We start from the raw sequence: 22,944 nt of genomic DNA, 5'->3' as shown, positions 1-22,944 counted from the left end.
CGATGATCAGGGTTCTGGTAGCCGACGATCAGGAACTCATCCGGGCCGGACTGACCGCCCTCCTGCGCGCCGCCCCGGACCTTGAAGTAGTCGGTGAGGCCTCGGACGGTCACGAGGCCGTCCAGTGCGCCGCCGCCACTCACCCTGATGTGATCTTGATGGACATCCGCATGCCCGGCATGGACGGCATCGCCGCGACCAAGCGCATCCTGGCCGACAGCCTGGCCGACGGCGACGCGTCTCGTACCCCGCAGATACTCATCCTGACCACTTTCGACATCGATGAGTACGTCTACCAGGCGCTGCGCGCCGGAGCCTCCGGCTTCCTGCTCAAGCAGACCCCGGCCAAGCGCCTCCTGTCCGCCATTCACACTGTCGCGGCCGGGGACGTCCTGCTGTCGCCCACCAGTACCCAGCGATTGATCGAGGCGTTCACACTCGCCCCGCCCGAGGCGCCCGATCATGACACGTCCCAGCTTTTCGCGCTGACCGCCCGCGAGTTGGAGATCTTCACCCTGGTCGGCCAGACGCTGTCCAACCATGACATCGCCCAGAAGCTGTGCCTGAGTCAGGCCACCGTGAAAACTCACCTCAACCGCGCGATGAGCAAACTCGGCCTGTCCAGCCGAGCCCATGTCGTCGCCACCGCCTACGACTGCGGACTGGTCACCTCGCGCCGACCCGCGGGCTGACCCGGCTGCCGGCGCGACGGGTAGCGCGTCCGCGCTTTCCCCGCCCACGGTTCGGCCTCGTTGTCGTCATGCCGGGTCGGCATCCCCGTCGCGGCGGCGCCGTACCTCGTCCTGGAACCGGCACGACCGGCCATGCGGGTGCACACCGCATGGCCGGTCGTTCTCAGGTGCCTAGGGGGTGATCACGAAGCTCGACCCCGGTTCCTTCGCGATGTTGCCCTTGGCCGAGTTGGTGATGGTGACGTTGGTCAGCGTCGCGCTGCCGCGGGCACCGCTCATCGCCAGGATGCCGGCACCGTTGTTGGACTTGTCGATCCGCACATTGGTGATCGCGACGCCCGGCATGTTGCCGCCCCCCGTCTTGAACTGGATGCCGTCGTAGGTCGAGTCGTGGATGTCGGTGTCCCGGATGGTGACACCGGTTATGTCCCGGTTCGCCGCGAAGAGCGTGATGGCTCCGAACTCCTGGTCCTCGTTCCAGAAGACGCCGCCGCACCGGTAGAGCGCGTTGTTGGCTATCAGGGTCTGCCCGGAGAAGGGCAGCGGGTCGTGGTCGGTCGCCAGCATGATGCCCGGGTAGTTCATGGTGTCGTAGACCAGGTTGTTCTCGATCTTGTTGCCGTAGCCGCCGTAGATCGCGATACCGGTCGCCCGCCAGGGCAGCTGGATGGTGTTGTTGACGAACCGGTTGTCGTGCCCGATGTCCAGCGCAGGGTCCTTGACGTACCGGTTGGCCCAGACCGCCAGGGAGTCGTCGCCGGTGGTGCGGAACGACGAGTTGAACACCCGCGAGTTCCGCGTGCCGTTACTGAAGTTGATGCCGTCGGCGTAGGTGTTGCGGATGCGCATGCCGCTGAAGTCCAGCCCGTCGGCGGGCCCCCACAGCTCCGGGATGTTGTCGTAGTCACGGCCGACCCAGACGCCCACGTTGGCGTGCTCGATCCACACGTTGGAGATCTTGGTGTTCTTGCCGAACCGCCCGTTCAGCCCCACCCCGCCCTCGGCGTTGCCGTCGCCGCCGCGAATGCGGCCCGAGCCGAAGATGGCGATGTCGGAGATCTGGACGTTGTCGTCGATGTCGAAGCCGAAGTTGCCCTCGTGCGGGTGGTTGATGCCGCCGGTCGCCAGGTGCGGCTCGGTCAGGGTGTACAGCTGGGAGTGCCACATCCCCGCTCCGCGGATCGTGACGTCGCTGATGCCCACCTGGTTGAACTGACCCCGGTTCAGCGGGTCGTCGGTGAGGATCTTCTTCTCCTGCCGCCACTGTCCCTCCGGGATCCACACGCAGCCGATGACCCCGTTCTGGTCGTCCGTCACCGCCCGCTGGATGGCGGCCGTGTCGTCGAGCCCGTCGTTGGGCACCGCGCCGTACGCCGTGATCGAGGTGCAACCGGCCGGCTGGCTCGCCGGTGGTGCCACCTGCTCCAGGTCGATCAGGTCGATGATGTAGAACGAGGCCGTGTCGGTCGCGTCGCGCTGCAACCGGAACCTGGTCCCTGCCGGGTAGGTCGACGACAGCAGCGCGTGCGACTCGTCGAACAACCGTCGGGCGTCGGCCTGCGGGGTGTTCGTCAGGGATTCCGGGCCGTCGCTGTTCCCGTACAGCCAGCTGTGCCGCGACGAGAGGGTCAGCTTCCTGGCGAAGGCGTCGTTGATGTACAGGCTGATGGTGGCCTCGATGCCGCCGCCGTTCGGCGCGTCGGGGATGGAGTTGCGCACCACGATCGAGTTGGCGGAGTTGGTCGAGGTGAACTCGACGAACTGTCCCGTGCCGTTCAGCCGCACCGACTGCCGCCCGGAGGACTCGGTGGCGAAGTTGGTGTGCCCGAAGGTACGCAGCGGATCGGCCGTCAGCAGGGTGCCCTGGTACCTGGCGGCCTCGGCCTCGTACTCGACCCACGGAACCGCCGCCCCGCGGCCGACCACGATCGCCTGGGAGAACGTGTTGTTGGTCTCGTTGGTCTCGGCGACGACGTTGGTCGCGTCGGCGGTGGCGGTGATGGTGGCACCGCCGCTGGTGGCGGTCCAGCTGCCGCTGACGGCCACGTTGACCGTCGCGCCGGCGGCGATCGACGGGGTGTTGGTGTTGAGCGTGGTGCCGCCCACTGTCAGCCGGGTGACCGTGGTCGCGCCCGTCGCGGTGTTCCCTCGGTTCTTCACCGCCACGGTGAACGTGACCGCCGCGCCGACCGCCGGGTTCGGCGGGTTGGAGCTGATGCCGAGGACCTGCAGGTCGGGGCCGGGAGCCTCGGTGACCACCAGCTGCGACGCCGCGGTGAAGGCGTTGTTGCCCTCGTTCTGCTCGAAGACCGTGTTCGACTCGTCCACCTTGGCGCTGACGGAGTAGCCGGCCGCGCCGCGGGTGCCGATGTTCGCGGTCACCGTGGCCTGGGCGCCGGCCGCGAGAGCGGCGACCGGAGCGGTGCCGGCCAGCGTACCGCCGAGGTAGAAGTTGACAGTGGTCGCGCCGGAGGCGGCGGTGCCGATGTTGCGCACCGTGCCGGTCAGCGTGATCGGGTTGGTCTCGATCGGCGCGTTCGGGGACCAGCTGAGAGCCGAGACCGTCAGGTCGGGGTTCGGCGCGGGGACACCGATGACCTGGAACTCGGCGACCTGCCCGGCGGGCGCGCCGGTGTTGCCGTTGAACTTCAACTGGACGTCGGCGACGGTGGCGTTGACGTCGATCGTCACCGTGTTGCCACCGGAGGCCGGGTTGAAGGTGTAGTTCTGCGCCGACACCAGGTTGGTGTAGCCCGTGGCGTTCTGCTCCCGGCCCAGGACCTGGATGTTCTGGGTACGGGTGCCCCAGGCGGCGTCCGGGTTCAGCTTCAGCACGACCGAGCTGACGCTCGCGTTGGCGCCGAGCCTGACCGCCAGCGTGTTCGGGTAACCGGCGTTGCCCTCCCAGTAGGTGGCCGTGCTGTTGTCGTTGGCGTTGGCCGCGACGAACGTGTGCACGTGGCCGGACTCGACCGTCTCCTTGCCGATGGCCAGGTTCGAACCGGGATCGCCGGTGCCGTTGCGGGTCACCGTGTTGCTGTTGGCCGAGACGTTGCCCGCCGCGTCCTTGGCCCGCACGAAGTACGTCACGGTCGCCGACGCCGGTTGGTCGTCGGTGTAGGTCAGCACGTTGCCGACGCTGCCCCGGAGCTGGTTGCCCGCGTAGACGTCGTACCCGGTGACGCCCACGTTGTCGGTCGAGGCGTTCCAGGTCAGCTTGATCTGGCCGGGGGCCGGCTGGGTGAAGGCGAGGTTGCCGGGGGCCGACGGCTTCTCGGTGTCGCCGCCGCCGGCGGCGGCGTAGATCTCGAACTCGGAGATCTGCGCGGCGGGCCAGCCGGTGTTGGCGGTGATGTTGACGCGCCAGTACCGGTAGGTCGCGGCGCTGAAGTCGATCGTGACCTTGTTACCGGTCGCCGGGTCGAACGTGTGGTTCGCCGAGGCCACCACCGTGCTGTAGCCGGTGCCGTCGGAGCTGCCCTGGACCGAAAGGGTCTGGGTTCGGGTCTGCCAGGTGGCCGGGGCGGGCACCTTCAGCACGATCCGGTCGACGCTCGTGGCGGTGCCGAGGTCGATCCGCGCCCACTGCGGGAAGCTGTTGTTCGCGCTCTCCCAGTAGGTGTTCTGATCGCCGTCGTTGATGGCCGACACCGGGTACTCGGCGGTGGAGGTGCCGGCCTGGGTCGCCTTGCCCGGCGACAGGTTGGGTCCGCCCGCGGCGGAGGCCGGCACGACCGACCCCGTGACGAGCAGACCGGCGGCGACCGTGGTTGCCAGCATGGCCGCCACCAGCCGTAACGGTCCGTACGGTTTTCTCATTCGCGTTCTTCCATCTCTCGTCGAGCACGACAGGGCCGAGGCGTGAAGGCGCGCGCCTTCACCGCACACGGATGGGGGGCAGGTGCATGGGCGCAGCGCATTCCTGAAGTTGCGAAGAGCCGCGAGAAAAAGAACTTTTCTTTGCAAGATTCTTGCGTAGTGTTGGCCAAAGGTTACATACGTGCTACGACCGCGTCAACGGCCGAAAAACGGCGTGCCGAACCGGCCCGACACCGGGTGTGAGTGCGCGGGTGGCGTTGGCCGAGGCCGGTTCTGTCGCCTGTGAACGCCGCGCCGGGGATCGGCGTTTGATCGCCTGCCTGAGCACGTCATCGCCGTCAGCCTGCCGGGCCACCTCCGGTGCCACAGCGTCGCCGTGGTCGCGAAGGGGAGTCCCTCCGCACGCGTCAGGTCCGAACTCGCAGCTCGGAACGGTGCGCCGGCGGCGGCACTATACACCAAACCAAGCGCTTGCTACTCTCCGCGCATGCTCTCCACGATTGTCTGGGGCACCGGCAACGTCGGCCGCGCGGCCATCCGAGCCGTCGAGGCCCATCCGGCGCTGAAACTCGCGGCAGTGCTCGTCCACAACCCCGACAAGGTCGGCCGCGACGCGGGCGACCTCGGTGACCTCGGCCACGAGCTGGGGATCGCCGCCACCGACGACATCGACGCGGTGCTGGCCACCCGTCCGCACGCCGTGGTGTACGCGGCGTCCGGCGACATCCGCCCCGACGAGGCCCTCGCCGACATCATCCGAGCGATCCGGGCCGGAGCCGTGGTCGTCACCCCCTCGCTGTACGCGCTCTACGACCAGCGGGGCGCCCCGCCGGAGCTGCGCGAACCGGTGCTGGCCGCCATCGCGGACGGCGGCGGCTCACTCTTCGTCTCCGGCGTCGACCCCGGCTGGGGCAACGACGTACTGCCCCTGCTGATCAGCGGGCTCGGCACCGTCGTGGACGCGATCCGCTGCCAGGAGATCTTCGACTACTCCACCTACGACCAGCCGGACTCGGTCCGCTATCTGGTCGGCATGGGCCAGCCGATGGACTACGAACCGCCGATGACCGCGCCGACGGTCCCGACCATGGTCTGGGGCGGGCAGGTGCGGCTGATGGCCAGGGCGCTGGGCGTCGAACTCGACGAGATCCGCGAGACCCTGGACCGGCGCGCGCTCGACGCCACGGTGAGCACTCTGGCGATGGGCGAGTTCGAGGCCGGCACCCAGGGCGCGGTCCGGTTCGAGGTGCAGGGCATCGTCGAGGGCGAACCCCGCATCGTCATCGAGCATGTCACCCGCATCCACGCCTCCTGTGCCCCGGACTGGCCGATGCCACCCGACGGCGTCGGTGCCCACCGGGTCATCATCGAGGGCCGCCCGCGCATCGAGGTCACGGTCGAGGCCACCGACGAGGGCGGAAACCGGTCGGCGGGTGGGAACGCCACCGCGGTCGGCCGCCTGGTGAGCGCCATCGACTGGCTGGTGGACGCGGAACCCGGACTCTACGACGCGCTCGACGTCCCGCTGCGCCCCGCGGTCGGCAAACTCGTAAGGAGAGAACCGTGAATATCGACATCCCCGAGGGCAAGGACGCGATCGGCTACGTGTGGGGGGAGATGGTTCCCGGCATCGGGGTCGCCGCCTCGAAGTTCTCGATGGCGGTGTACGCCCACACGACCCTTGGACTCCGCGAGTTCGAGGCCGCCCGGCTGCGGATCGCGCAGATCAACGGGTGCGTCTTCTGCCTCGACTGGCGGACCGAGCGGGACGGGCAGAAGGTCGAGGAGGAGTTCGCCGACGCGGTGACCGAGTGGCGTACCACCGACGCCTTCGACGACCGCACCCGGCTGGCCGCCGAGTACGCCGAGCGGTACGCCCTGGACCACCACGGCCTCGACGACGAGTTCTGGACCCGGATGACCGCGCACTACAGCCAGCTGGAGATCGTGGAGCTGAGCATGAGCATCGGCTCCTGGCTGGCGTTCGGCCGGCTCAACCACGTGCTGGGTCTCGACACCGTGTGCGTGCTGCCCAGCGGCCGGTCGCCCTCGATCTGACACAAGTTACTTTCCGGTACGCGGTGGATTAACATCCGGGAAACATGTAGAACTTGTTCCAATACGCCGAGAGTGAGGAAAATCACATGAGTGACAAAACCTCGCGTAGAGCAGGTTCCGCAGGCATTTCGCGCCGTGGATTCATCGCTGGAACCGGTTCTATCTTGGGAGTCGCGGCCCTCGCGACTCCCGCCACCGCAGCCCAGGCAAAAGCCGCGCGGGTAGCCGCTCCGATCGCCTCCGGGGCCCATGTCCCGGCCCTGGTGATCGGCACCGGCTACGGCGGCTCCGTCGCCGCCCTGCGCCTCGCCCAGGCGGGCGTCGATGTGCACATGATCGAGATGGGCATGGCCTGGGACACCCCGGGCTCCGACGGAAAGATCTTCTGCAACACGACCTCGCCCGACCAGCGCTCCTTCTGGCTCCGCACCAGGACCAAGGCGCCCGTCACCAGCTTCATCGGCGTCCCGATCGACCGGGACATCTCCCGCTACACCGGCATCCTGGACGCCGAGGAGTTCGGCGGCATCACCGTCTACCAGGGGCGCGGCGTCGGTGGCGGCTCACTGGTCAACGGCGGCATGGCCGTCACTCCCAAGCGGGCGAACTTCGCCGCGATCCTGCCGTCGGTGAACGCCGACGAGATGTACAACACCTACTACCCGCGCGCCAACGCCGGGCTCGGGGTCGGCAACATCGACCCGGCCTGGTTCGACACCACCCCCTGCTACCAGTTCGCCCGGGTCGGCCGCAAGCACGCCCAGCGTTCCGGCTTCCCGTTCGTCTTCGTGCCCGACGTGTACGACTGGGACTACATGAAGCAGGAGGCGGCCGGAACCGTCACCAAGTCGGCGCTGGCCGGCGAGATCCTCTACGGCAACAACCACGGCAAGAAGTCACTGCAGAAGACCTACATCGCCCAGGCCAAGGCCACCGGCAGGGTCACCGTCTCGGCGCTGCACCAGGTCACCTCGGTCTCCCCGGCGGCCGGTGGCGGCTACACCGTCGTCATCGACCAGCTCAACACCACCGGTGGCGTCACGACCACCAAGACCGTGACCGCGGACCGGGTGTTCTTCGCCGCCGGCAGCGTCGGCACCAGCAAGCTGCTGGTCAGGCTGAAGGCCACCGGCGCGCTGCCCAACCTGAACAACGAGATCGGCAAGGGCTGGGGCGACAACGGCAACGTCATGTGCGGCCGGGCCAACCACCTGTGGGACCCGACCGGCAGTCTCCAGTCGACCATCCCCTGCTCCGGCATCGACAACTGGGACGCCGGTGGCGCGTTCGCCGAGGTCGCCCCGCTGCCCACCGGGATCGAGACCTACGCCTCGCTGTACCTGTCGATCACCAAGAACCCGAACCGGGCCCAGTTCAGCTGGAACGCCGCCACCGGCAAGGTCGACCTGAACTGGCAGCTCGCCTGGAAGCAGCCGTCGATCGACATGGCCAAGAGCATCTTCGACAAGATCAACTCCAAGGAGGGGACGGTCTACCGCTCCGACCTCTTCGGCGTCTACAAGATCTGGAACGACACCCTCACCTACCACCCCCTCGGCGGCGCCGTCCTGAACAAGGCCACCGACAACTACGGCCGCCTCACCGCCTACCCGGGCCTGTACGTCATCGACGGCTCACTGATCCCGGGGAACACCAGCGTCAACCCGTTCGTCACCATCACGGCCCTCGCCGAACGGAACATCGAAAAGATCATCGCTACCGACCTGTAGCGACGACCCGATGACGTCGTCGGCCACGGGCGCGTGTGGCCGACCTTTCTCCGCGAGACGCACGTACGGGGAAGATCCAGGCAAGCATCATGGACGGCTGCTTGAGCGCATCACCTCGCAGTCAGTCAGAAAGCGCACCCCGGGTCAAGGGCTGGTGAGGCGGCTGTCGCCGCTGGTGGTCATCGCGTATTTCGAGACGCGCTCGTGATCAAGGTCCGGCAGGCTTTCCTTTTCTCCTCCCTGTCGGACGACCAAGGAACCCACATGAAGCGAGTGATCGCGAGTGTCGCGGTGGCCACGGCCACCCTGCTCGTGGCCGCAGCCCCCGCCCAGGCCGCTCCCGCCCCCGCGGACCCGGTCAAGGCGTTGAAGAGCCAGTTGGTCGCGGGTAAGGGCGTGAAGTTCACCGAGCTCAGCACCCAGAAGAAGGAGGGTAAGACCAGGCCCTACCTCAAGCGTACGGGCTCGTTCCAGTTCGGCAGGGCCGGGATCGTCGCCTCGGACATCAGCTCGAAGGGCGCGATGCCGGTCGACCCGAGGATCGGGCAGTACAACGGTATGTTCGTCCCCGGGCGGACGATCCGGATCGGCACCACGAGCTACTCCCAGGGTGGCACCTACCGCGACGAAATGCCGAGTGGCAAGAGCTGGTACAAGAGCCCGGACGGCATGACCGGTGACGTGGCCGGTTGGTTCAGCCAGCTCGTGAACGTCGCCGAGCCGGCGACCCTCGCCACTCTGCTCAAGGGGGCCAAGCAGACCCGTAACACCTACACCGGCACCACCACGTTCGGCCGGCTCGCCAAGGTCTCGCCCTGGTTCCGCGCCACCCTGCCGATCAGGTCGAGCGACAAGACCGTGGTGACGTTCAAGCTCATCGTGGACCGCAACCGGCTCCCGCAGCAGCTGACCACGTCCTTCCCGGTCGCCGGCATCTTCGACAGCGCCAGCGCGGAAGAAGAGACGATCAGCGCCGAGACCCGCTACACCGGCTGGGGGAGCAGGGTCTCCATCAAGGCTCCGCCCGCGAACAAGGTGACCACCAAGCTTGAGGACAAGGACGGCCTGCCGTAGCGGTCATCGGGCCCGGTGGCGACGCCATGCGATGAGGACCTCCCGGTGCGGTGACTCCCGCATCGGGGATTCCCCGCGGAGCACCTTGACGGCCGGACCTCTTCGTAAGAACGCCGGTGAGCACCCCGGGGTCAGGGGCCGGTGAGGCGGCGGTCGCCGTTGGTGGTGACCACGTAGACCTGCCAGTTGTAGTACGCGTAGTAGTTCCTGATGTCCCGCTTGATCTGGCGGGCGTGCAGTTGCACCGCGTCGACGTACGCCCAGGAGTGGTTGTAGGCGTACAGCGCGCGCCGGTAGTCGCGCGGTGCCCCCGAGGCATGTAGGTAGTTGGCCGCGGCGAGCAGGGCGTCGCGGGTGTCCTGGATGTCGCCGCCCATCCCGTAGGCGGCCCAGGTGCCCGGCATGAACTGCATGGGTCCCTTGGCCCCGGTGTGGCTCGGTGACCGTACCCGGCCGAACTTGGTCTCGACGAACATCACCGCAGCCAGGATCTCCCAGTCGACGCCGAACCGGCGCTCGGCGTGCCTGAAGTGGCCGAGCAGGACATCGGCGGGCTTGGCCGGCTGGACGCGGAACTTCGCCGCCCCGCTGATGGGGTGGACGAGGGAGAGCAGGTTCCGGATGGCCGTCACGTTGTCCTTCGCCTGCGCGGCCAGGGACTTCGACAGCCTGGCGTAGGTGCGGGAGGCGACCTCCGGGTTGCGGGCCAGATGGCGGTAGACGCGCTGCTGTTGCAGGGCCAGCAGCACCACCGGCTCGGGGGGCCGCCCCTTGCCGGGGTTCCCGTCGCGGATCCAGTCGTCGATGGCGCCTCGGAGCTCCGCGACGGTGCCGGTCAGGGAACGGGCCAGCTTCGCGGGGTCCTTGGGAATCGCCGCGCCCGGGTCGGGCAGGGCGTGCACCTGCTGTGGGGCCTGTGACGTCGGAGTCGGCGGTGCGGGTGACCGGCCTGGCGCAGTCGACGAGACGGCACCCGACGAGGCGGCACCCGACGAGGCGGTGCAGCCGGAGAGCACGACGGCCAGGCCCACGAGCGCCGCGACCACCGGCCTCCCGCGCCACCGGCCCGTACCCAGGCTCGTCGCGGGCACCGTCTCCTCGTTCGGCCGGGACCGTACGACCTCCGCGCGCTGATCTCTCATCGGCCTCAACGTACCCGAGCGGCGATCCGTCTGGGAGGTCATGTTCGCCCACGGGTCTGAGATCGGAATCTGGGGCGCGCCTGATCGATCGCCGTTGGGGGGAGGTGCCGCACACGGTGAAAAGGGTGGCGAGGGCGGGTGGGTGATCAGGGGTTTTCTGTGATCGGGGTGATCACACCGGCCCTCGGATAATCCTTTGCGTGCCGGACAGCTGCCCGCCTAGGCTCGCCGGGGTGCGACGTACCGTCATCGTCGGCGACATCCACGGCTGCTTCGACGAACTGCTCGAACTGCTGGAGAAGGTCGACCTCCGCCCGGACGACCTGCTGGTCAGCGTCGGCGATCTGGTCGACCGCGGCCCGGCGCCCGGTGAGGTGGTCAGTCTTTTCCGCGAGCGCCCGAACTCGGTCGTGGTCATGGGCAACCACGAGAGGAAGCACGTGCGCGGGATCTTCTCCTACGCGCAGGAGATCACGCGCCTGCAGCTGGGCGACCACTACGCCGAAACGGTCCACTGGATGCGGACACTGCCCTACTACTTCGAGAACGAGCATGTCCGGGTCGTCCACGCCGCGATGCTGCCCGGAATCTCGCCGGCCGACCAGAAGGAGGAGATCCTCTGCGGCTCGACCGGCGGCCAGCGAGAGCTCACCGCGTTGTTCCCGGACGGCCACTGGCACGACCACTACACCGACGCCAAGCCGGTCGTGTTCGGCCATCATGTGACCGGGCGTGAGCCGATGATCCGCGACGGCAGGATCTTCGGCCTGGACACCGGTGCCTGCCATGGCTGGAACCTGACCGCGCTGTGCGTGCCGGGATTCACGGTCCACTCGGTGCGGGCGCACGCGGATCACTGGTCGATCGCCAAGCGCCGGTGGCAGTTGCCCGTCCTGAAGACCAGGCCCTGGCGTGACCTCACCTGGCCGGAGCTGACCGAGACGATCGTGCGATTCTCCGCGACGTCCGACGCCGCCGTACGCGGCTGGCTGGAGACGGTCGAGAGGTGGGCCGCGGATCTGCGGTCGTCGCTTCCCGCCTTGGTGACCGCGGCGTATCGCGTCGCCGACGAGCTCACCACGGACGAACTGCGACGGCATCCCGCCGCGCGGTACCTGTTCCAGGCCCGTAACGGCCGGCTCGACCAGACCAGCCTGGCCAGGCGGTGCTCGACACCCGGCGGAACGATCGACCTGGCGGCCTCGTTGGGACTGGTCCTGCCCGGACCACCCGGCTGAGGCAGGGTGGTCCCCGGGCGCGAGGGCAGCCGAGGCGGCCGTCCGCCGGATCGCGACGCGGGTCTCCGCGAGCGTCGCGATCCGGCGGACGGCCGCTGCCTCTGCAAGCGCCGTGATCTGGTCGAACGCTGTCTCGGCAAGCGTGCGATCGCGACGGCGAGGAACGCGCTGGGCGCCTGCTCGCTGGAGAGCAGCCTGCGAAACCCGCCGATGCCTCCTGCCCGTGCGGTGGCCTCGACGCTCTGCGCCGAGGTGGTGACGGCGGTGAGGGACGCCTCGGTGATGGCGTGCTCGGAGATCTGGTCCCCGGTCAGCTCGCGGACGACCTCCCCCCGGGAGAAGACCAGCACCCGGTCGTAGAGCCCGGCGAGCTCGACGTTGTCGGAGCTGAGCACCACCACCGGTGTCCCGGAGTCGGCGGTGGAGCGGAGCCGGTGGTAGATGTCGGAGCGGACGCCGACGTCGATGCCCTGGGTGGGCTCGTCGCAGAGCAGCACTTGGGCGCGGAGAGCAGCGACCGGCCGAGCACCACCTTCTGCTGGTTGCCGCCGGACAGGTGGTCGACGGCGGAGTCGGGTGAGGCCACCTTGATGCCGAGTTCTCTGATCTCCTCGGCCACGATCGCGTTCTCCGCCGAGCCTCGTACCACTCTGGCGACCGCGGTCCTGCCGGTGGCGGCGACGCCCAGGTTCTCCCTGACCGACAGTACGGTGGCGACGCCCTCGACGTGCCGTTCCTGGGGCATGAGCACCACCCCGGCCCGCCGGGTACGGCGGGGGCTGCCGAGCTCGACGGCCCGGCCGTCGACGGTGACGGTGCCGCCGGTGACCGGGTCGGCTCCACCGTTTCATCACCCGGAGGCCGCGCGTACTCGGCGATCCTCCCGGCATCCGGACGGAAGTACGAACCACGCCGAGACCCCGGGGGGTGAACCCGGTCGGTGCGAGGTGGAGATCTCTCCGTGGCGGAGCCAGGGTCTGGCGAGTCCTGCCAGGCTAAGGACCGCCAGGAGCAGGGCGATGAGGATGATGACCGCCATGGGCATGGAGCTCGACTCGCCGAACAGGCCGACGATCGGTGCCGTGATGGCGCCGAACAGGAACTGCAGGCCGCCCATCAGGGCCGAGGCGGCACCGGGAGCGGCGCGCCCGACCGTCTGACCGAGGCTCATCACGGACGGGAACACCATGCCGATGGCGCTCATGGTCACTCATAGGGTAACGGTGGTTAACAAAAAGGAGTCGTCGTGCTGCCCTCGCCCGCCGCCGTCCAGGCCCAGTGGGCCGCGGAACATCCCGGCCTCGACACCTCCCCCGGAGAGATCATCGAGTTGCTGAAGAGGATCAACGGGCTGCTGATCCAGGCCATCGAGCCGATCTACGAGGGAGCTCCCCTCGCCGCGCACGAGGCCGACCTGCTGATTCCGCTGCGCTATGCGCGGACTCCGGTCATCGCCCGCCACATCGCGGAACACCATGGCCTGTCCCGGGCGGCCGTCAGCAAGACACTCGCCAAACTCGAATGTCGCGGGTACATCTCCCGCACGCCGAGTCCCAACGACAGGCGAGTCGCCCTGATCACCATCACTCCCGAAGGGGAGAAGGTCATCGACGCCCTCTTCCCACGCCAGCTGCGCGTCGAGGCGGTCCTGCTGGCCCGGCTCGACGAGGACCGGCCGCGCGTCCTGGACGCCCTGACCCTGCTGGCGGACTCCCTGAAGGCCGGCCTCTCCTCCGCGGTCTCGACCGACTAGGCATGCCGCGGGGTGAGACTCCGCCGCCGGTCGCGCTCTGGGGCCGGGAGCCCCGATGGCATGGCCGAGGCCCGCGACCTGCGCACGGATGGGGTTGTCTATCATGGGTGCGGACCAGGGGCCGCTCCGCCGGCGGCTCGCGGCGCGTACGGCGACCGGTTCGCGGATGTCGGCCGGTCCGTCACCGAGAACGGCGCCGCGGCCTGGCTCGAATGCGAGATCCACGACGTGTCGACCGGGAGTGACCACGAACCGGTCCCGCCGCGAGTCCTCCGTCACCGCGCCGATGACGACGTCGCCCCCCGATGTTCCACGCCCGGCGGTCTCCACAGCATCACCGCCCTCGATCACCTGAACGGGGCGGCATGACCACAGACGGGAGCAACCCCATGTCCCTTCCCCTGCTGCAGATCATCACCGGCAGCACCCGTCCCGGACGGGCCGGCGCCGCGGTCGCCTCCTGGTTCGCCGACCACGCCCGGACCCACGGGGGCTTCGAGGTCGAGCTCGTCGACCTCGCCGAGGTCGACCTGCCGATGTTCGACGAGCCGAACCACCCGATGACCGGCAACTACGTCAACGAGCACACCAGGCGCTGGAGCGCCCGTGTCTCCCGGGCACAGGCGTACGTGCTGGTCACCCCGGAGTACAACAACGGCTACCCGGCGGTGTTGAAGAACGCCCTCGACTACCTCAACCGCGAGTGGCGCCACAAGGCCGTCGGTTTCGTCTCCTACGGCGGTGTCTCGGCCGGGACCAGGGCGACCGGGCAGCTCAAGCAGGTCGTCACCACGCTGCGGATGGTCCCGGTCCAGGACGCGGTCCACATCCCGTTCATCGCCCAGCACATCGGCGAGGACGGGACGTTCCAGGCCACCGACGCCGTGGTCGCGTCCGCCAAGAAGCTGCTCGACGAACTGCTGCTGGTCGGGACCGCGCTGCTCCCGCTGCACGCCCCCGTGACCCCGGACGACGGCAGCTGAGCGTTCACGAGACCCGCGCGACCTCATCGCCGATGAGGTCGCGCGGCTCGCGCCGGCCGGGGCGCCGCACCGGTCTTCAGCGGTCTCTCAACCGGCGCGCTCCTGGAGGTGCTGGGTCAGGTTGACCATGTTTCCGTCAGGGTCGTGGATGTGGGCCACGCGTTCTCCCCAGGGCATGTCGGTCGACGGGCCGAGCACCCGTCCGCCGGCCGCCCCGACCTGCTCCAGCAAGCCGTCGACATCGTGGACCTGCACGCTCAGCAGGATCCGCTGCGGGGCGGACAGGTCGGCCGCCGCCTCGTTGACCAGTCCGAGTTCCGAGTCACCCAGCTTCAGGTTCACGAAGAAGGTGGGGCCGTCATCCGGGAAGCGGCTCGCCTCCACCGCTCCGAGCAGGCGCTCGTAGAAGGTCCGCAGTCGATCCAGGTCGGGTGTGGTGATGATGGGCTGGACAGTCGTCATGTCCGCTCCTCCGGTCTGCTGTGAGTGGCCGTCCACGGTGATACGCCGTGGCGTCACGAAACTCATCGGTGCGCGGGAATCATTCGCGGTGGCCGGGAGGAGCCGGCCGGAGCGCCGAAGAGCAGGATCAGCCGGTCGGTGTCCAGGTAGGTGGTGATGCCGCCGATCAGGCCCTCGGACACGTCCAGGAGGACCAGCCCGAAGGGCACGTGGACGCCGTCGGGACCGGGTCTGGTCTGCCAGAACGCCGGGGAGCCGTTCGCCGCGGCCGGGACGAGGCGCGCGCCCGCGCAGGACGCGTTCGGGTCCAGCAGCGCCCGCTCGATCCGGTCGCGACCGCGAAGCCACCAGGCGAAGGGAGGCATCGACATCGTCGCGTCCTCGTGCAGCAGGGCGACGAGCGCGGTGATGTCGTGACGCTCGAATGCGGTGCAGTAGCGGGCGAGCAGTTCGCGCTGGCCCGGGTCGGACGGCCGGAACGGCTCACCGGGCACGACGTCAACCGTTCTGAGCGTCGACCTTGCCCGCTGCAACGCGCTGGTCACCGACGCGACGGTGGTTTCCAGGAGGTCCGCGACCTCCCCGGCCTTCCACCGCAACACGTCGCGCAGGATCAGCACCACCCGCTGCCGGGGCGGCAGGTGCTGCAGCGCGGCGACGAACGCCAGCCGGATCGTCTCCCGTCGCACGGCCAGCTCTTCCGGATCGCCGTCCGTCGGCAGCACGAGACCGTCCGGAACCGGCTGGATCCAGATCCGCTCCGACACCGGCTCACCGATGTTCGGTCCGCCGTCCGCGGCCCGGCTGAGATCCATGGCCAAGGCCCGGCGTTGTGTGCTGCGCAGCATGTCGAGGCAGATGTTGGTGGCGATGCTGTAGAGCCAGGTACGCAGCGACGCCCGTTGCTCGTCATAGCGGTCGAACGCCCGCCAGGCACGCAACAGCGTTTCCTGTACCGCGTCCTCGGCCTCGAAGCCGGAGCCGAGCAACCGGTAGCAGTAACCGGTCAGCTCGGCCCGGAACGGCTCCAGCCGGGAACCTCCGCCGGTCAGCGTCTCCACCATCCCCTGACCATATGCTCCGCTACCTCATTGAGAGAGTCGCTCCCGTTCGGGACGATCCCGGGCAGCTCGTGCCGTCCTACCTGGATTCGACTCAGACCTGCCACTCGTCGTCGCGGAGCAACTCGATCGCGCCGCCGTCGTGCCCGATCCCCGTGACGGTGACGTCGGGGCCGCCCACCATGAAGTCGATGTGCACACCGGAGATGTTGACCCCGGCCGCCTCAAGCCCGGCGGCGTCCCGCTCGCGCAGGTGCTCGGGTACGCCCGGAGGCAGGCCGGCACCCCAGGCCAGATGGCAGGTGGCGTTCTCGTCCAGCAGGGTCTCGAGAAAGGTGAGGCCCGATTGCCCGACCGGCGACGAGCCGTCGACCAGGGCCAGCTCGCCCAGACGGGCCGCGCCCGCGTCGGTCGCCTGGTGGGTGCGGACCACGTCGGCGCCGGCACTCGCCCTCACCTCCGTGACCACTCCACCGGTGAAGGTCAGCTCCAGGTCGCGAATGACGCTCCCGTTGAGCGCGAGTGGCCGCGTCGAACGGACGGTGCCCTCCACCCGGCGGTAGTCAGGCGTGGTGAACACCTCCTCGGTGGGGAGGTTGGCCTGGAAGCGGTGCCCCCGCACGGATTCGAGACGCGCCGCGGTCCAGTGCGCGCCCGGAAGCAGGCCGATGGTCAGGTCGGTGCCCGGTCCCTCGAACCGGACGGCGTCGAGCCGCATCCCGTTCAGCACCTCCGCGCGGCTCAGCAACTCGGCGATCCGCTGCTCCCAGGCGGCACGGGGATCGGGCCGGTCCAGGCGCAGTATCGGTCGCAGGTGCTGCCAGAGGCGGGCCTCGTCCGGCTCCCCGAAGATCGCGCGCGCCCATTCCGCGGTCGGGCAGGGGACCATCGCCCAGCGGACGAGGTTGCCGAGCTGCAGCCGCTGCCTCGACGTGAGGGCCGGCATGCGGTCCAGGCCCGCCCGTACCGGGTCCTGTCCGGCGAGGAGATCCGGTGCCGCGACGCCGCGGATGTTGAGCAGGATGCCGCAGTGGCGGGCCAGCTCCTCGTTGCGTGCGTCCAGCCAGGCCGGGACCTCGCTCAGCGTGGCCGCGTCCGCGTGCTGGACCCGGGATCGCTTCGCGTAGGGGTCGAAATACCAGATGTCGGCATAGCGGGCACCCCGGGCGTATGCCGTCTCGGCCAGGGCGCGGGCGAGCGGGGCGTGCTCGATCTCGGCGTTGATCAGCACTCGGTCGCCGGCGACGACCGGTACGGCGATGTCGAAGACGACGTCGGCGTAGTCGGCCAGCTCAGCGGTGGGAATGGTCACGGCTGTCTCCTTGGGGTGATGTCCTGCGGGTTTTGTGAGAGCGGGAGAGGAACAGCAGCGGCGCCAGGGCCGGCACGCAGCCCGCGACGGCGAAGCCGTAGGCCAGGCCGGACGACTGCACGATGGCGCCCAGCGCGAGCGCGGCCGTCATGAACCCGAGATCGAAGAACGCCGTCGTGGTGGCCACCGCCGAGCCGCGCTGCGCGGCGGGCAGACCGGTTATCGCCATCGTGAGGAACGCGGGAAGCCCCAGCGCCTGCCCGGCGCCGATCACCGCCGCGGCGGCCAGCGCCCCGGTCACGGACGGCCAGGCGACGAGCAGGGCCAGCCCGGCCGCGGTGACCAGCAGTGCCGCGGTCGCCGTCGCGCGCGGATCGATCCGGTTCGTCCATCGCTGGCCGCCGAGCCGCACGGCGAACAGCACGCCGCCGTAGACGAGGAAGTGCGGGCCGCTGCCGCTGCCGCCCAGCGCGGCGACGTGCAGCGGAAGGAAGGCGCTGAAGGCGGTGTATCCCCACACCGACGCCCAGTACGCCAGCCCGGGACGCAGTCCCGCGCGATGCACGAGCGACCCGGCCTTCCTCGTGCCGGCGGGATCGCCGGCGACGGCCGGACCTGCGGGATCGCCGGCGACGGCCGGGCCCGCGGGCAGGAACAGGCAGGCCACGAAGGCCGCGAGGGCGACGGCTCCGGACAGCGCCCATACGGCCCGCAGGCCGGCGACGGAATGGCCGGCCTCGGCGAGCGCCGGTCCGGCGAGCAGGCCGGCGTTGACCGCGATGGAGAAACGGTTGATCGCGGCGCCCGGACGGTCGTGATCGCTGGCTGCGGCGGCCAGGCCGACGTAGGCCAGGGCCTCCCCTGCTCCCGCGACGGCCCGGCACGCCAGGAACAGCGGCAGCGACTCGGCCACGAGCACGGCGAAGGAGGTGATCGCCAGCAGCGCGACGCCGGTGCAGGCCGCCGCCCTGCGGCCGCGCCGGTCGGCCAGCCGACCGGCCAGTGGACGAAAGAGCACGGCGCACCCGGCCGTGATCGCCAAGCAACCGCCGACCAGGCCCGGCCCTTGGTGCAGCGGGCCGGTGACGTACTTGGGGATCGTGGGGATGAGCAGCCCGAGCGACAGGAAGCACGCTCCCGCGCACGCCATCAGCAGGCGGGTCATCGCACGTCGTCGAGTTCCAGCAGGATCACGGTCATGCTCACCGTGGCCCGGCCTCGTCGTGGGCCGGCGCGACCGCCTGCTCGACCAGCCCGACGATCTCCTCCCACACGGTGCGAATCCGGAGCGGCTTCACCGGCGCGCACGGCGGTGCCAGGCCGCCACTATTTTCCCAAGACATGTTGGGATTATGGCATTTCCAACATGTCTTGGGAAAGGGGTGGCGGGCACCGTCCTGGCACCCATCGAGTTCCTCGAAGCACTCGGCCAGGGTGAACTTCCATCTTGTAACGCCGCTCGAAGGCGACCGGCCGGTCTTCGACCTGGTCAAGACCGGTGAAGTCGTTGGGGGAGACGACCTTGCGCTGCAGCCCGGCCGCACGGCCCGGCTCCGGTCTGCACCGGAGACGAGGACGTTCAACCCCGGTTGTTCAGGGCCGCCAGATCCAGGACGTGGTAGCCGCCCGCCGTCTTCCAGTGGAGATACCTGGCATTGGAGATGCTCACCTTGTCCGTCTCCCGGCCCGGCAGGCGCACCGCGGTACGGGTCCGGGCGTCGAGAAGCCATCCGGCCCCGCCCTCGCGCCACGCCGCGAAACGCCCGTACCGCGAGATGTCGACATCCCTGGCACGCGGGCTCAGGCCGGCGACGGTGCCGTCGCCGTACTCCAGGCGATCCCGGTCCCTGCCCAGCCGGGCGATGTACGGGGCCGGATCGGGAACGCCGCGCCTGGCCCCGTCCGGGCCGTAGCGGGCCGGCGGCGAGCCGGTGAACTCCTCCGGATCCGATGAATCCGGAACCATGACGGGGGACCTCGCGAGGAAGGTGTCGCCCTCCCAGGCGATGTCGTACAGCCCCTGCAGCCACAGCCGGGGAGTCCTGTCGCCGGGGCCCATGCGGTAGACGCCCACGTCTCCGGTGGAGCCGGTGACGCACCGGGAGAAGTAGAGCTCGCCCCGATGGAACTGGAGGTCGACGGGGTATCGCCAGCCGGTCCCGCAGTGCCCCCCGGGAACGCCCCAGGTGTTCATCATCTGCCAGGTCAGGCCGGTGCGCATGTCGGTGACCTCGAGAATCCACCCGCCCGGCTCGTCGTTTCCGAGGAGCTTCACCACGCGCGTGCCGTGCGCCGTGGCGGCGGCGGTGTACGACTCTCTGTCCTTGCGTTGCAGCAGCGTGCTGCGGCCGGTGACCGGGTCGAGGATGTCGACGTGGTCGAGGTACGGGAGGTACCGGGAGAACCTGCGGACGATGAGCCGCCCGTCGGGCAGGGCGCCGACGACGGACCGGGACATCGTGTCCTTGACGGGAATCCACAGGATCCTGGCCCGTGGGTAGGCCCGCGCGAAAGGTGTTTCGGTCTTCCGAACGGGAGATGGCACGGGCGGGGGTGTCTCCGACGGGCCGAGCCACGCCGGCGAAACACCTTCTTCGAAAGGGACGCTCGGAGCCTGTCCGTCGGTGGCCGACGGTGGTACGGCGGGCCCGCAGGCGCAAACCCCCATCAGCAGTGCGGCCGCCATCATGCGGGGACGGCGCCTCACCCGATCGCGGCTCCGGAGGACACTGCCAGCGACGCCCGTGCCGTCGGCACCGTGACCCGCCTGCCGTCCAGAGGTCACCGCGCACACCGCCGATCGCACTTTTCAAAGCACCACTGACAACTTAGACGATCGTCATCAGATCGCGGTGCCGAGGGCCGGGACCGGACATGAGGTCCGGTCCCGGCATGGATGATCAGCCGCTACGAGGCGACGGTGAGCGTCAGTACTCGGCCTTCACCGAGACCCCGGAGAACGCGGTGGTGGCGTACAGACTGATGTAGTGGTAGCCGGCCGCCGGGTTGGTCACCGTCAGGGTCTCGCCGTTGCCGGAGTTGGCCGACCGCTGCGTGTACGCCGACTTCGTGGCCCACGTGCTGGTGCTGTAGTAGAGGTCGGCGTTCCCGGTGCCGCCAGAGGATGTGATGGCGATCCTGGTAGTGCCGGCCGGGAGGTACAGGTAGAAGTAGGCGTGGTTACCGGCGGTCGCGGACAGGTTGCCGCGCTGGCAGTTCTTGCCCAGTTCCCTGGTGTCGGACGAGGCGCACTCGGGCAGGGTGCCGCCTCCGGACGTCACGGTCACCTGCTTGGTGGTCGACGCGGTGGCGCCGCCGTTGTCGGTGACGGTCAGCTTCACCGGGTAGGTGCCCGCCGCGGCGTACGCGTGGGTGGGGTTCGCCGCGGTCGAGGACGTGCCGTCGCCGAATTCCCACGAGCGCGAGGCGATCGTGCCGTCGGAGTCGGTCGAGGTGTCGGTGAAGGTCGCGTTGAGGCCGCTGACGGTGAAGGTGAAGTTCGCGGTCGGCGGCTTGTTCGTGCTGCCGCCGCCCGAGCAGGAGCCGGACGCGCAGGCGGTGAGCCAGCTCGACCAGTCGCTGTCGTAGCGGGTGCCGATGGTGCTGGTCAGGAAGGTGCGGGCGCCGCTCCAGTTGCCCGTCCGGTAGTTGCCGAGGACGGTGGTGACGTCAGCCGGGTGCTTCTCGAACATGTATCGCACGGCCAGGTAACCCCAGCGGTAGACGCGGGTCGTGTCGTGCGAGTAGTCGGTGTCGAACAGCGTCCTGAGCGTGTGCGTCTTCTTGGCCGCCTCGGTGATCGCCGCGTCGTAGGTCACGTTCCGGTAGGAGTACGACACGTACTCGGCGAAGCCCTCGATCCACCAGATGGTCGGGGTGGTGATGCCGGCGGTGAAGTCGCCGTACATGTCGAACCGGCCGTCGAGGTAGTGGGTGTACTCGTGGTTGAGGTTCCAGATCTCGAACGCGGGCCGCAGCCACTCCGCCTCGTAGGCGATGAAGCGCGGCTGGTTACCGGCCGCGGCCGGGTCGCCCTCCAGGTACATGCCGCCGTTGTTGGTGTCGATGCCGAACATCGTCCCGGCGTAGTTCTGGTAGTCGGTACTGGAGTGGAAGACGACGACTTCGATGGTGGTGTTGTTGTCGTTCGCCACGGGGCGGTTGCCGTCGTTCACCAGGTTGTGGAAGTAGGCGTCCTGGCTCGTGAGGCTGTTGCAGGCGGTGGTGAGCTGCGCGGAGGTCAAGGCCTGCGCACGGACCGTGATGCTGGAGCTGCAGGTGTACCGGATCGGCAGGACGACGGCCGCGAGCCGCGCCTGCAGGTCGCAGGTGCCGTAGTAGGAGCAGTTGGCCTTGTCGTAGTAGTCGGTCATCTCGGCGACGCCGACCCACATGGGCGCGGTCGTCCCGGAGATGTTGCCGCGGTCGAGCAGGGCCTTGACCATCGGCCGCACCTTCGACCGCAGGGCGGTCTCCTGAAGGAAGCGGGCCATCTCCCGGCCGGCGTTCGACGCCAGGTAGCTCTGGTCGGTGCCGAGCAGGTTCCAGTTGTTGTTGGCGAAGCCGTACAGCGTGTCGATCACGCTGGGGTCCGCCTGGACGGCGGTCACGAACGCCGGGAGCTGGTGGCCGCGGAAGAGCACCGTGTAGACGTTGTTGACCGCGTTCAGCATCCACCAGCTCGCGTCGTAGGAGCTGTTGTAGCCGTTGAGCAGCCGCTTCACCACGTAGAGGTAGCGGTCGTTCTCCTCGGCGCTGTCGATCAGCGTGACCGCCTCGGCCAGCACCTCGCCGTTGGCGTCGCTCACCGTCGAGGACCTGGAGTTGCCGAAGAAGGCGTCCAGGCCCGCCTCGATCGCGGTCTTGAGCGACGAGCCGTACGTGCCCACGGTGGACGCGTTGTACCAGTGCACGTAGTAACCGGCGCGCAGGTAGAGCACGAGCTGAGCGGTGCCGGTGGAGTTGTCACCGGGGTAGGACGACCCGTTGTCACGCAGGCCGTACGCGACGCTGCTCATCTGCGCCTCGCGGAAGGCGTAGTAGGCGTCGCCGCCGGTGAGGCCGAACAGGGTGTTGATGCAGTCGGTCGTGGAGGACTTGATCTGCTGGACCAGGGCGCTTCCGGTCCGGCTGGTGAAGTCGCTCACGGTGCACGCGGCCGCCGCCTGCGTCGTGGCGGCGGACTTCGCCTTCTCCTTCATGGACGGGCGCGGGTGCGCCGGGGCGGGCTCGGGCCGATCGTAGTCATGGCGCAGCCGCTCGTTGGAGGAGGGCATCGGCGCCCGTTCGCTGACCGGGAGCGGAGAACGCCGGACGTGGTCGACGCCGTCGGTCGCGAGCAGTGCCGGCGCGGGGGGCGGCGTCTTACCCGCGGATGCCGTCACGACGGGCTTGGCGATGGGGTCGGTGGCGGCCGATGCGACCGCCGGCTGCAGGGCGAGCCCCAGGCCGAGGGCCGGGACGAGGACGAGCGCGGCCAGTGACGATTTTCTGAGCGCGCGCAGGGGTGGGGTGATTCCCACGAGCAACCTCCGGGGGGTGTGGAAGAACGAGCGTGAGGTTGGATGTGACCGGGGATGCCGCGGCGGCCGGAACGGGCCAGGACGCGGCGGGGGCTCCG

Annotated in this window: 19 protein-coding genes and 1 pseudogene; 9 read left to right on the top strand and 11 right to left on the bottom strand. The window is 69.2% G+C overall.

Annotated features, from left to right (window positions below; all coding sequences use genetic code 11):
• Positions 1 to 2: 2 nt before the first annotated feature.
• Positions 3 to 692 carry a response regulator gene (locus tag IG98_RS0127640; RefSeq protein WP_030918310.1) on the top strand — a complete coding sequence of 230 codons (690 nt, stop codon included), beginning with the start codon at positions 3 to 5 and terminating at the stop codon, positions 690 to 692.
• Between the two features lie 171 nt (positions 693 to 863).
• Here the strand turns inward: IG98_RS0127640 and IG98_RS0127635 are convergent, their stop codons facing one another.
• Positions 864 to 4,511 carry a CARDB domain-containing protein gene (locus IG98_RS0127635; RefSeq protein ID WP_030918307.1) on the bottom strand — a complete coding sequence of 1,216 codons (3,648 nt, stop codon included), beginning with the start codon at positions 4,509 to 4,511 and terminating at the stop codon, positions 864 to 866.
• A 487-nt stretch (positions 4,512 to 4,998) separates the two neighbouring features.
• Here IG98_RS0127635 and IG98_RS0127630 point away from each other — a divergent pair, with 487 nt between their 5' ends.
• The 4 genes from IG98_RS0127630 to IG98_RS0127615 all read left to right on the top strand — a co-directional run bounded on the left by IG98_RS0127630 (position 4,999) and on the right by IG98_RS0127615 (position 9,373).
• Positions 4,999 to 6,078: an NAD(P)H-dependent amine dehydrogenase family protein gene (locus IG98_RS0127630; protein WP_030918304.1), complete on the top strand. Its 1,080-nt coding sequence runs from the start codon at positions 4,999 to 5,001 to the stop codon at positions 6,076 to 6,078.
• Entirely contained in the window at positions 6,075 to 6,569 is a 495-nt protein-coding gene (locus IG98_RS0127625; RefSeq protein ID WP_030918301.1) for a carboxymuconolactone decarboxylase family protein, read from the top strand. The genes IG98_RS0127630 and IG98_RS0127625 overlap by 4 nt, the downstream gene beginning before the upstream one ends.
• A gap of 164 nt (positions 6,570 to 6,733) precedes the next feature.
• On the top strand, positions 6,734 to 8,299 hold the full coding sequence (locus IG98_RS0127620; RefSeq protein ID WP_245651742.1) for a GMC oxidoreductase: 1,566 nt from the start codon (positions 6,734 to 6,736) through the stop codon (positions 8,297 to 8,299).
• Positions 8,300 to 8,563: 264 nt separating this feature from the next.
• Positions 8,564 to 9,373 (top strand): hypothetical protein, encoded by an 810-nt coding sequence (locus tag IG98_RS0127615; protein WP_030918294.1) that lies wholly within the window; start codon positions 8,564 to 8,566, stop codon positions 9,371 to 9,373.
• A 131-nt stretch (positions 9,374 to 9,504) separates the two neighbouring features.
• Here IG98_RS0127615 and IG98_RS0127610 read toward each other — a convergent pair whose 3' ends face one another.
• Positions 9,505 to 10,515, bottom strand: a complete 1,011-nt coding sequence (locus tag IG98_RS0127610; protein WP_051753025.1) for a lytic transglycosylase domain-containing protein — start codon at positions 10,513 to 10,515, stop codon at positions 9,505 to 9,507.
• A gap of 233 nt (positions 10,516 to 10,748) precedes the next feature.
• Between IG98_RS0127610 and IG98_RS0127605 the strand changes: the two genes are divergently transcribed.
• Together IG98_RS0127605 and IG98_RS50890 are read left to right on the top strand one after the other, a co-directional pair.
• The gene (locus IG98_RS0127605) at positions 10,749 to 11,753 is read left to right on the top strand and encodes a metallophosphoesterase family protein (protein WP_030918289.1); all 1,005 of its coding nucleotides are present in this window, start codon (positions 10,749 to 10,751) and stop codon (positions 11,751 to 11,753) included.
• Between the two features lie 6 nt (positions 11,754 to 11,759).
• Complete coding sequence (locus tag IG98_RS50890) at positions 11,760 to 12,113, top strand: hypothetical protein (RefSeq protein WP_030918286.1); 354 nt, start codon at positions 11,760 to 11,762, stop codon at positions 12,111 to 12,113.
• Here the strand turns inward: IG98_RS50890 and IG98_RS49120 are convergent.
• Both IG98_RS49120 and IG98_RS0127595 read right to left on the bottom strand, forming a co-directional pair.
• Positions 12,064 to 12,567 (bottom strand): annotated as a pseudogene (locus IG98_RS49120) (hypothetical protein); the annotation flags it as partial. The gene IG98_RS50890 and the pseudogene IG98_RS49120 sit on opposite strands and share 50 nt — an antisense overlap.
• Before the next feature lie 36 nt (positions 12,568 to 12,603).
• Entirely contained in the window at positions 12,604 to 12,957 is a 354-nt protein-coding gene (locus IG98_RS0127595; protein ID WP_030918283.1) for a hypothetical protein, read from the bottom strand.
• Positions 12,958 to 12,999: 42 nt separating this feature from the next.
• Between IG98_RS0127595 and IG98_RS0127590 the strand changes: the two genes are divergently transcribed.
• Together IG98_RS0127590 and IG98_RS0127580 are read left to right on the top strand one after the other, a co-directional pair.
• Positions 13,000 to 13,506 (top strand): MarR family winged helix-turn-helix transcriptional regulator, encoded by a 507-nt coding sequence (locus tag IG98_RS0127590; protein ID WP_030918280.1) that lies wholly within the window; start codon positions 13,000 to 13,002, stop codon positions 13,504 to 13,506.
• A 389-nt stretch (positions 13,507 to 13,895) separates the two neighbouring features.
• The gene (locus IG98_RS0127580; RefSeq protein WP_030918265.1) at positions 13,896 to 14,489 is read left to right on the top strand and encodes an NADPH-dependent FMN reductase; all 594 of its coding nucleotides are present in this window, start codon (positions 13,896 to 13,898) and stop codon (positions 14,487 to 14,489) included.
• 87 nt (positions 14,490 to 14,576) lie between these two features.
• Here the strand turns inward: IG98_RS0127580 and IG98_RS0127575 are convergent, their stop codons facing one another.
• The 7 genes from IG98_RS0127575 to IG98_RS0127545 form a co-directional block, all read right to left on the bottom strand.
• The gene (locus IG98_RS0127575) at positions 14,577 to 14,951 is read right to left on the bottom strand and encodes a VOC family protein (protein WP_030918262.1); all 375 of its coding nucleotides are present in this window, start codon (positions 14,949 to 14,951) and stop codon (positions 14,577 to 14,579) included.
• Positions 14,952 to 15,013: 62 nt separating this feature from the next.
• Complete coding sequence (locus IG98_RS0127570) at positions 15,014 to 16,015, bottom strand: sigma-70 family RNA polymerase sigma factor (protein ID WP_037971442.1); 1,002 nt, start codon at positions 16,013 to 16,015, stop codon at positions 15,014 to 15,016.
• Positions 16,016 to 16,106: 91 nt separating this feature from the next.
• A complete protein-coding gene (locus IG98_RS0127565) occupies positions 16,107 to 17,324 on the bottom strand; it encodes an aminopeptidase (RefSeq protein WP_030918256.1) in 1,218 nt (405 codons plus the stop codon).
• A complete protein-coding gene (locus IG98_RS0127560) occupies positions 17,305 to 18,489 on the bottom strand; it encodes an MFS transporter (protein WP_030918253.1) in 1,185 nt (394 codons plus the stop codon). Before IG98_RS0127560 ends, IG98_RS0127565 begins: the two co-directional genes overlap by 20 nt.
• Positions 18,490 to 18,526: 37 nt before the next feature.
• Positions 18,527 to 18,667: a hypothetical protein gene (locus IG98_RS50885; protein WP_157594549.1), complete on the bottom strand. Its 141-nt coding sequence runs from the start codon at positions 18,665 to 18,667 to the stop codon at positions 18,527 to 18,529.
• A 236-nt stretch (positions 18,668 to 18,903) separates the two neighbouring features.
• Complete coding sequence (locus tag IG98_RS0127550; RefSeq protein WP_030918250.1) at positions 18,904 to 19,782, bottom strand: hypothetical protein; 879 nt, start codon at positions 19,780 to 19,782, stop codon at positions 18,904 to 18,906.
• Positions 19,783 to 20,251: 469 nt separating this feature from the next.
• A complete protein-coding gene (locus IG98_RS0127545) occupies positions 20,252 to 22,846 on the bottom strand; it encodes a collagenase (protein WP_169750192.1) in 2,595 nt (864 codons plus the stop codon).
• Positions 22,847 to 22,944: the final 98 nt, after the last annotated feature.

Origin of the sequence: Streptosporangium amethystogenes (genome assembly GCF_000721075.1) — a bacterium.
GTDB lineage: Bacteria > Actinomycetota > Actinomycetes > Streptosporangiales > Streptosporangiaceae > Streptosporangium > Streptosporangium amethystogenes.
Note: the sequence above shows the minus strand (reverse complement) of the source record. Positions and strands in the feature narration are given on the sequence as shown.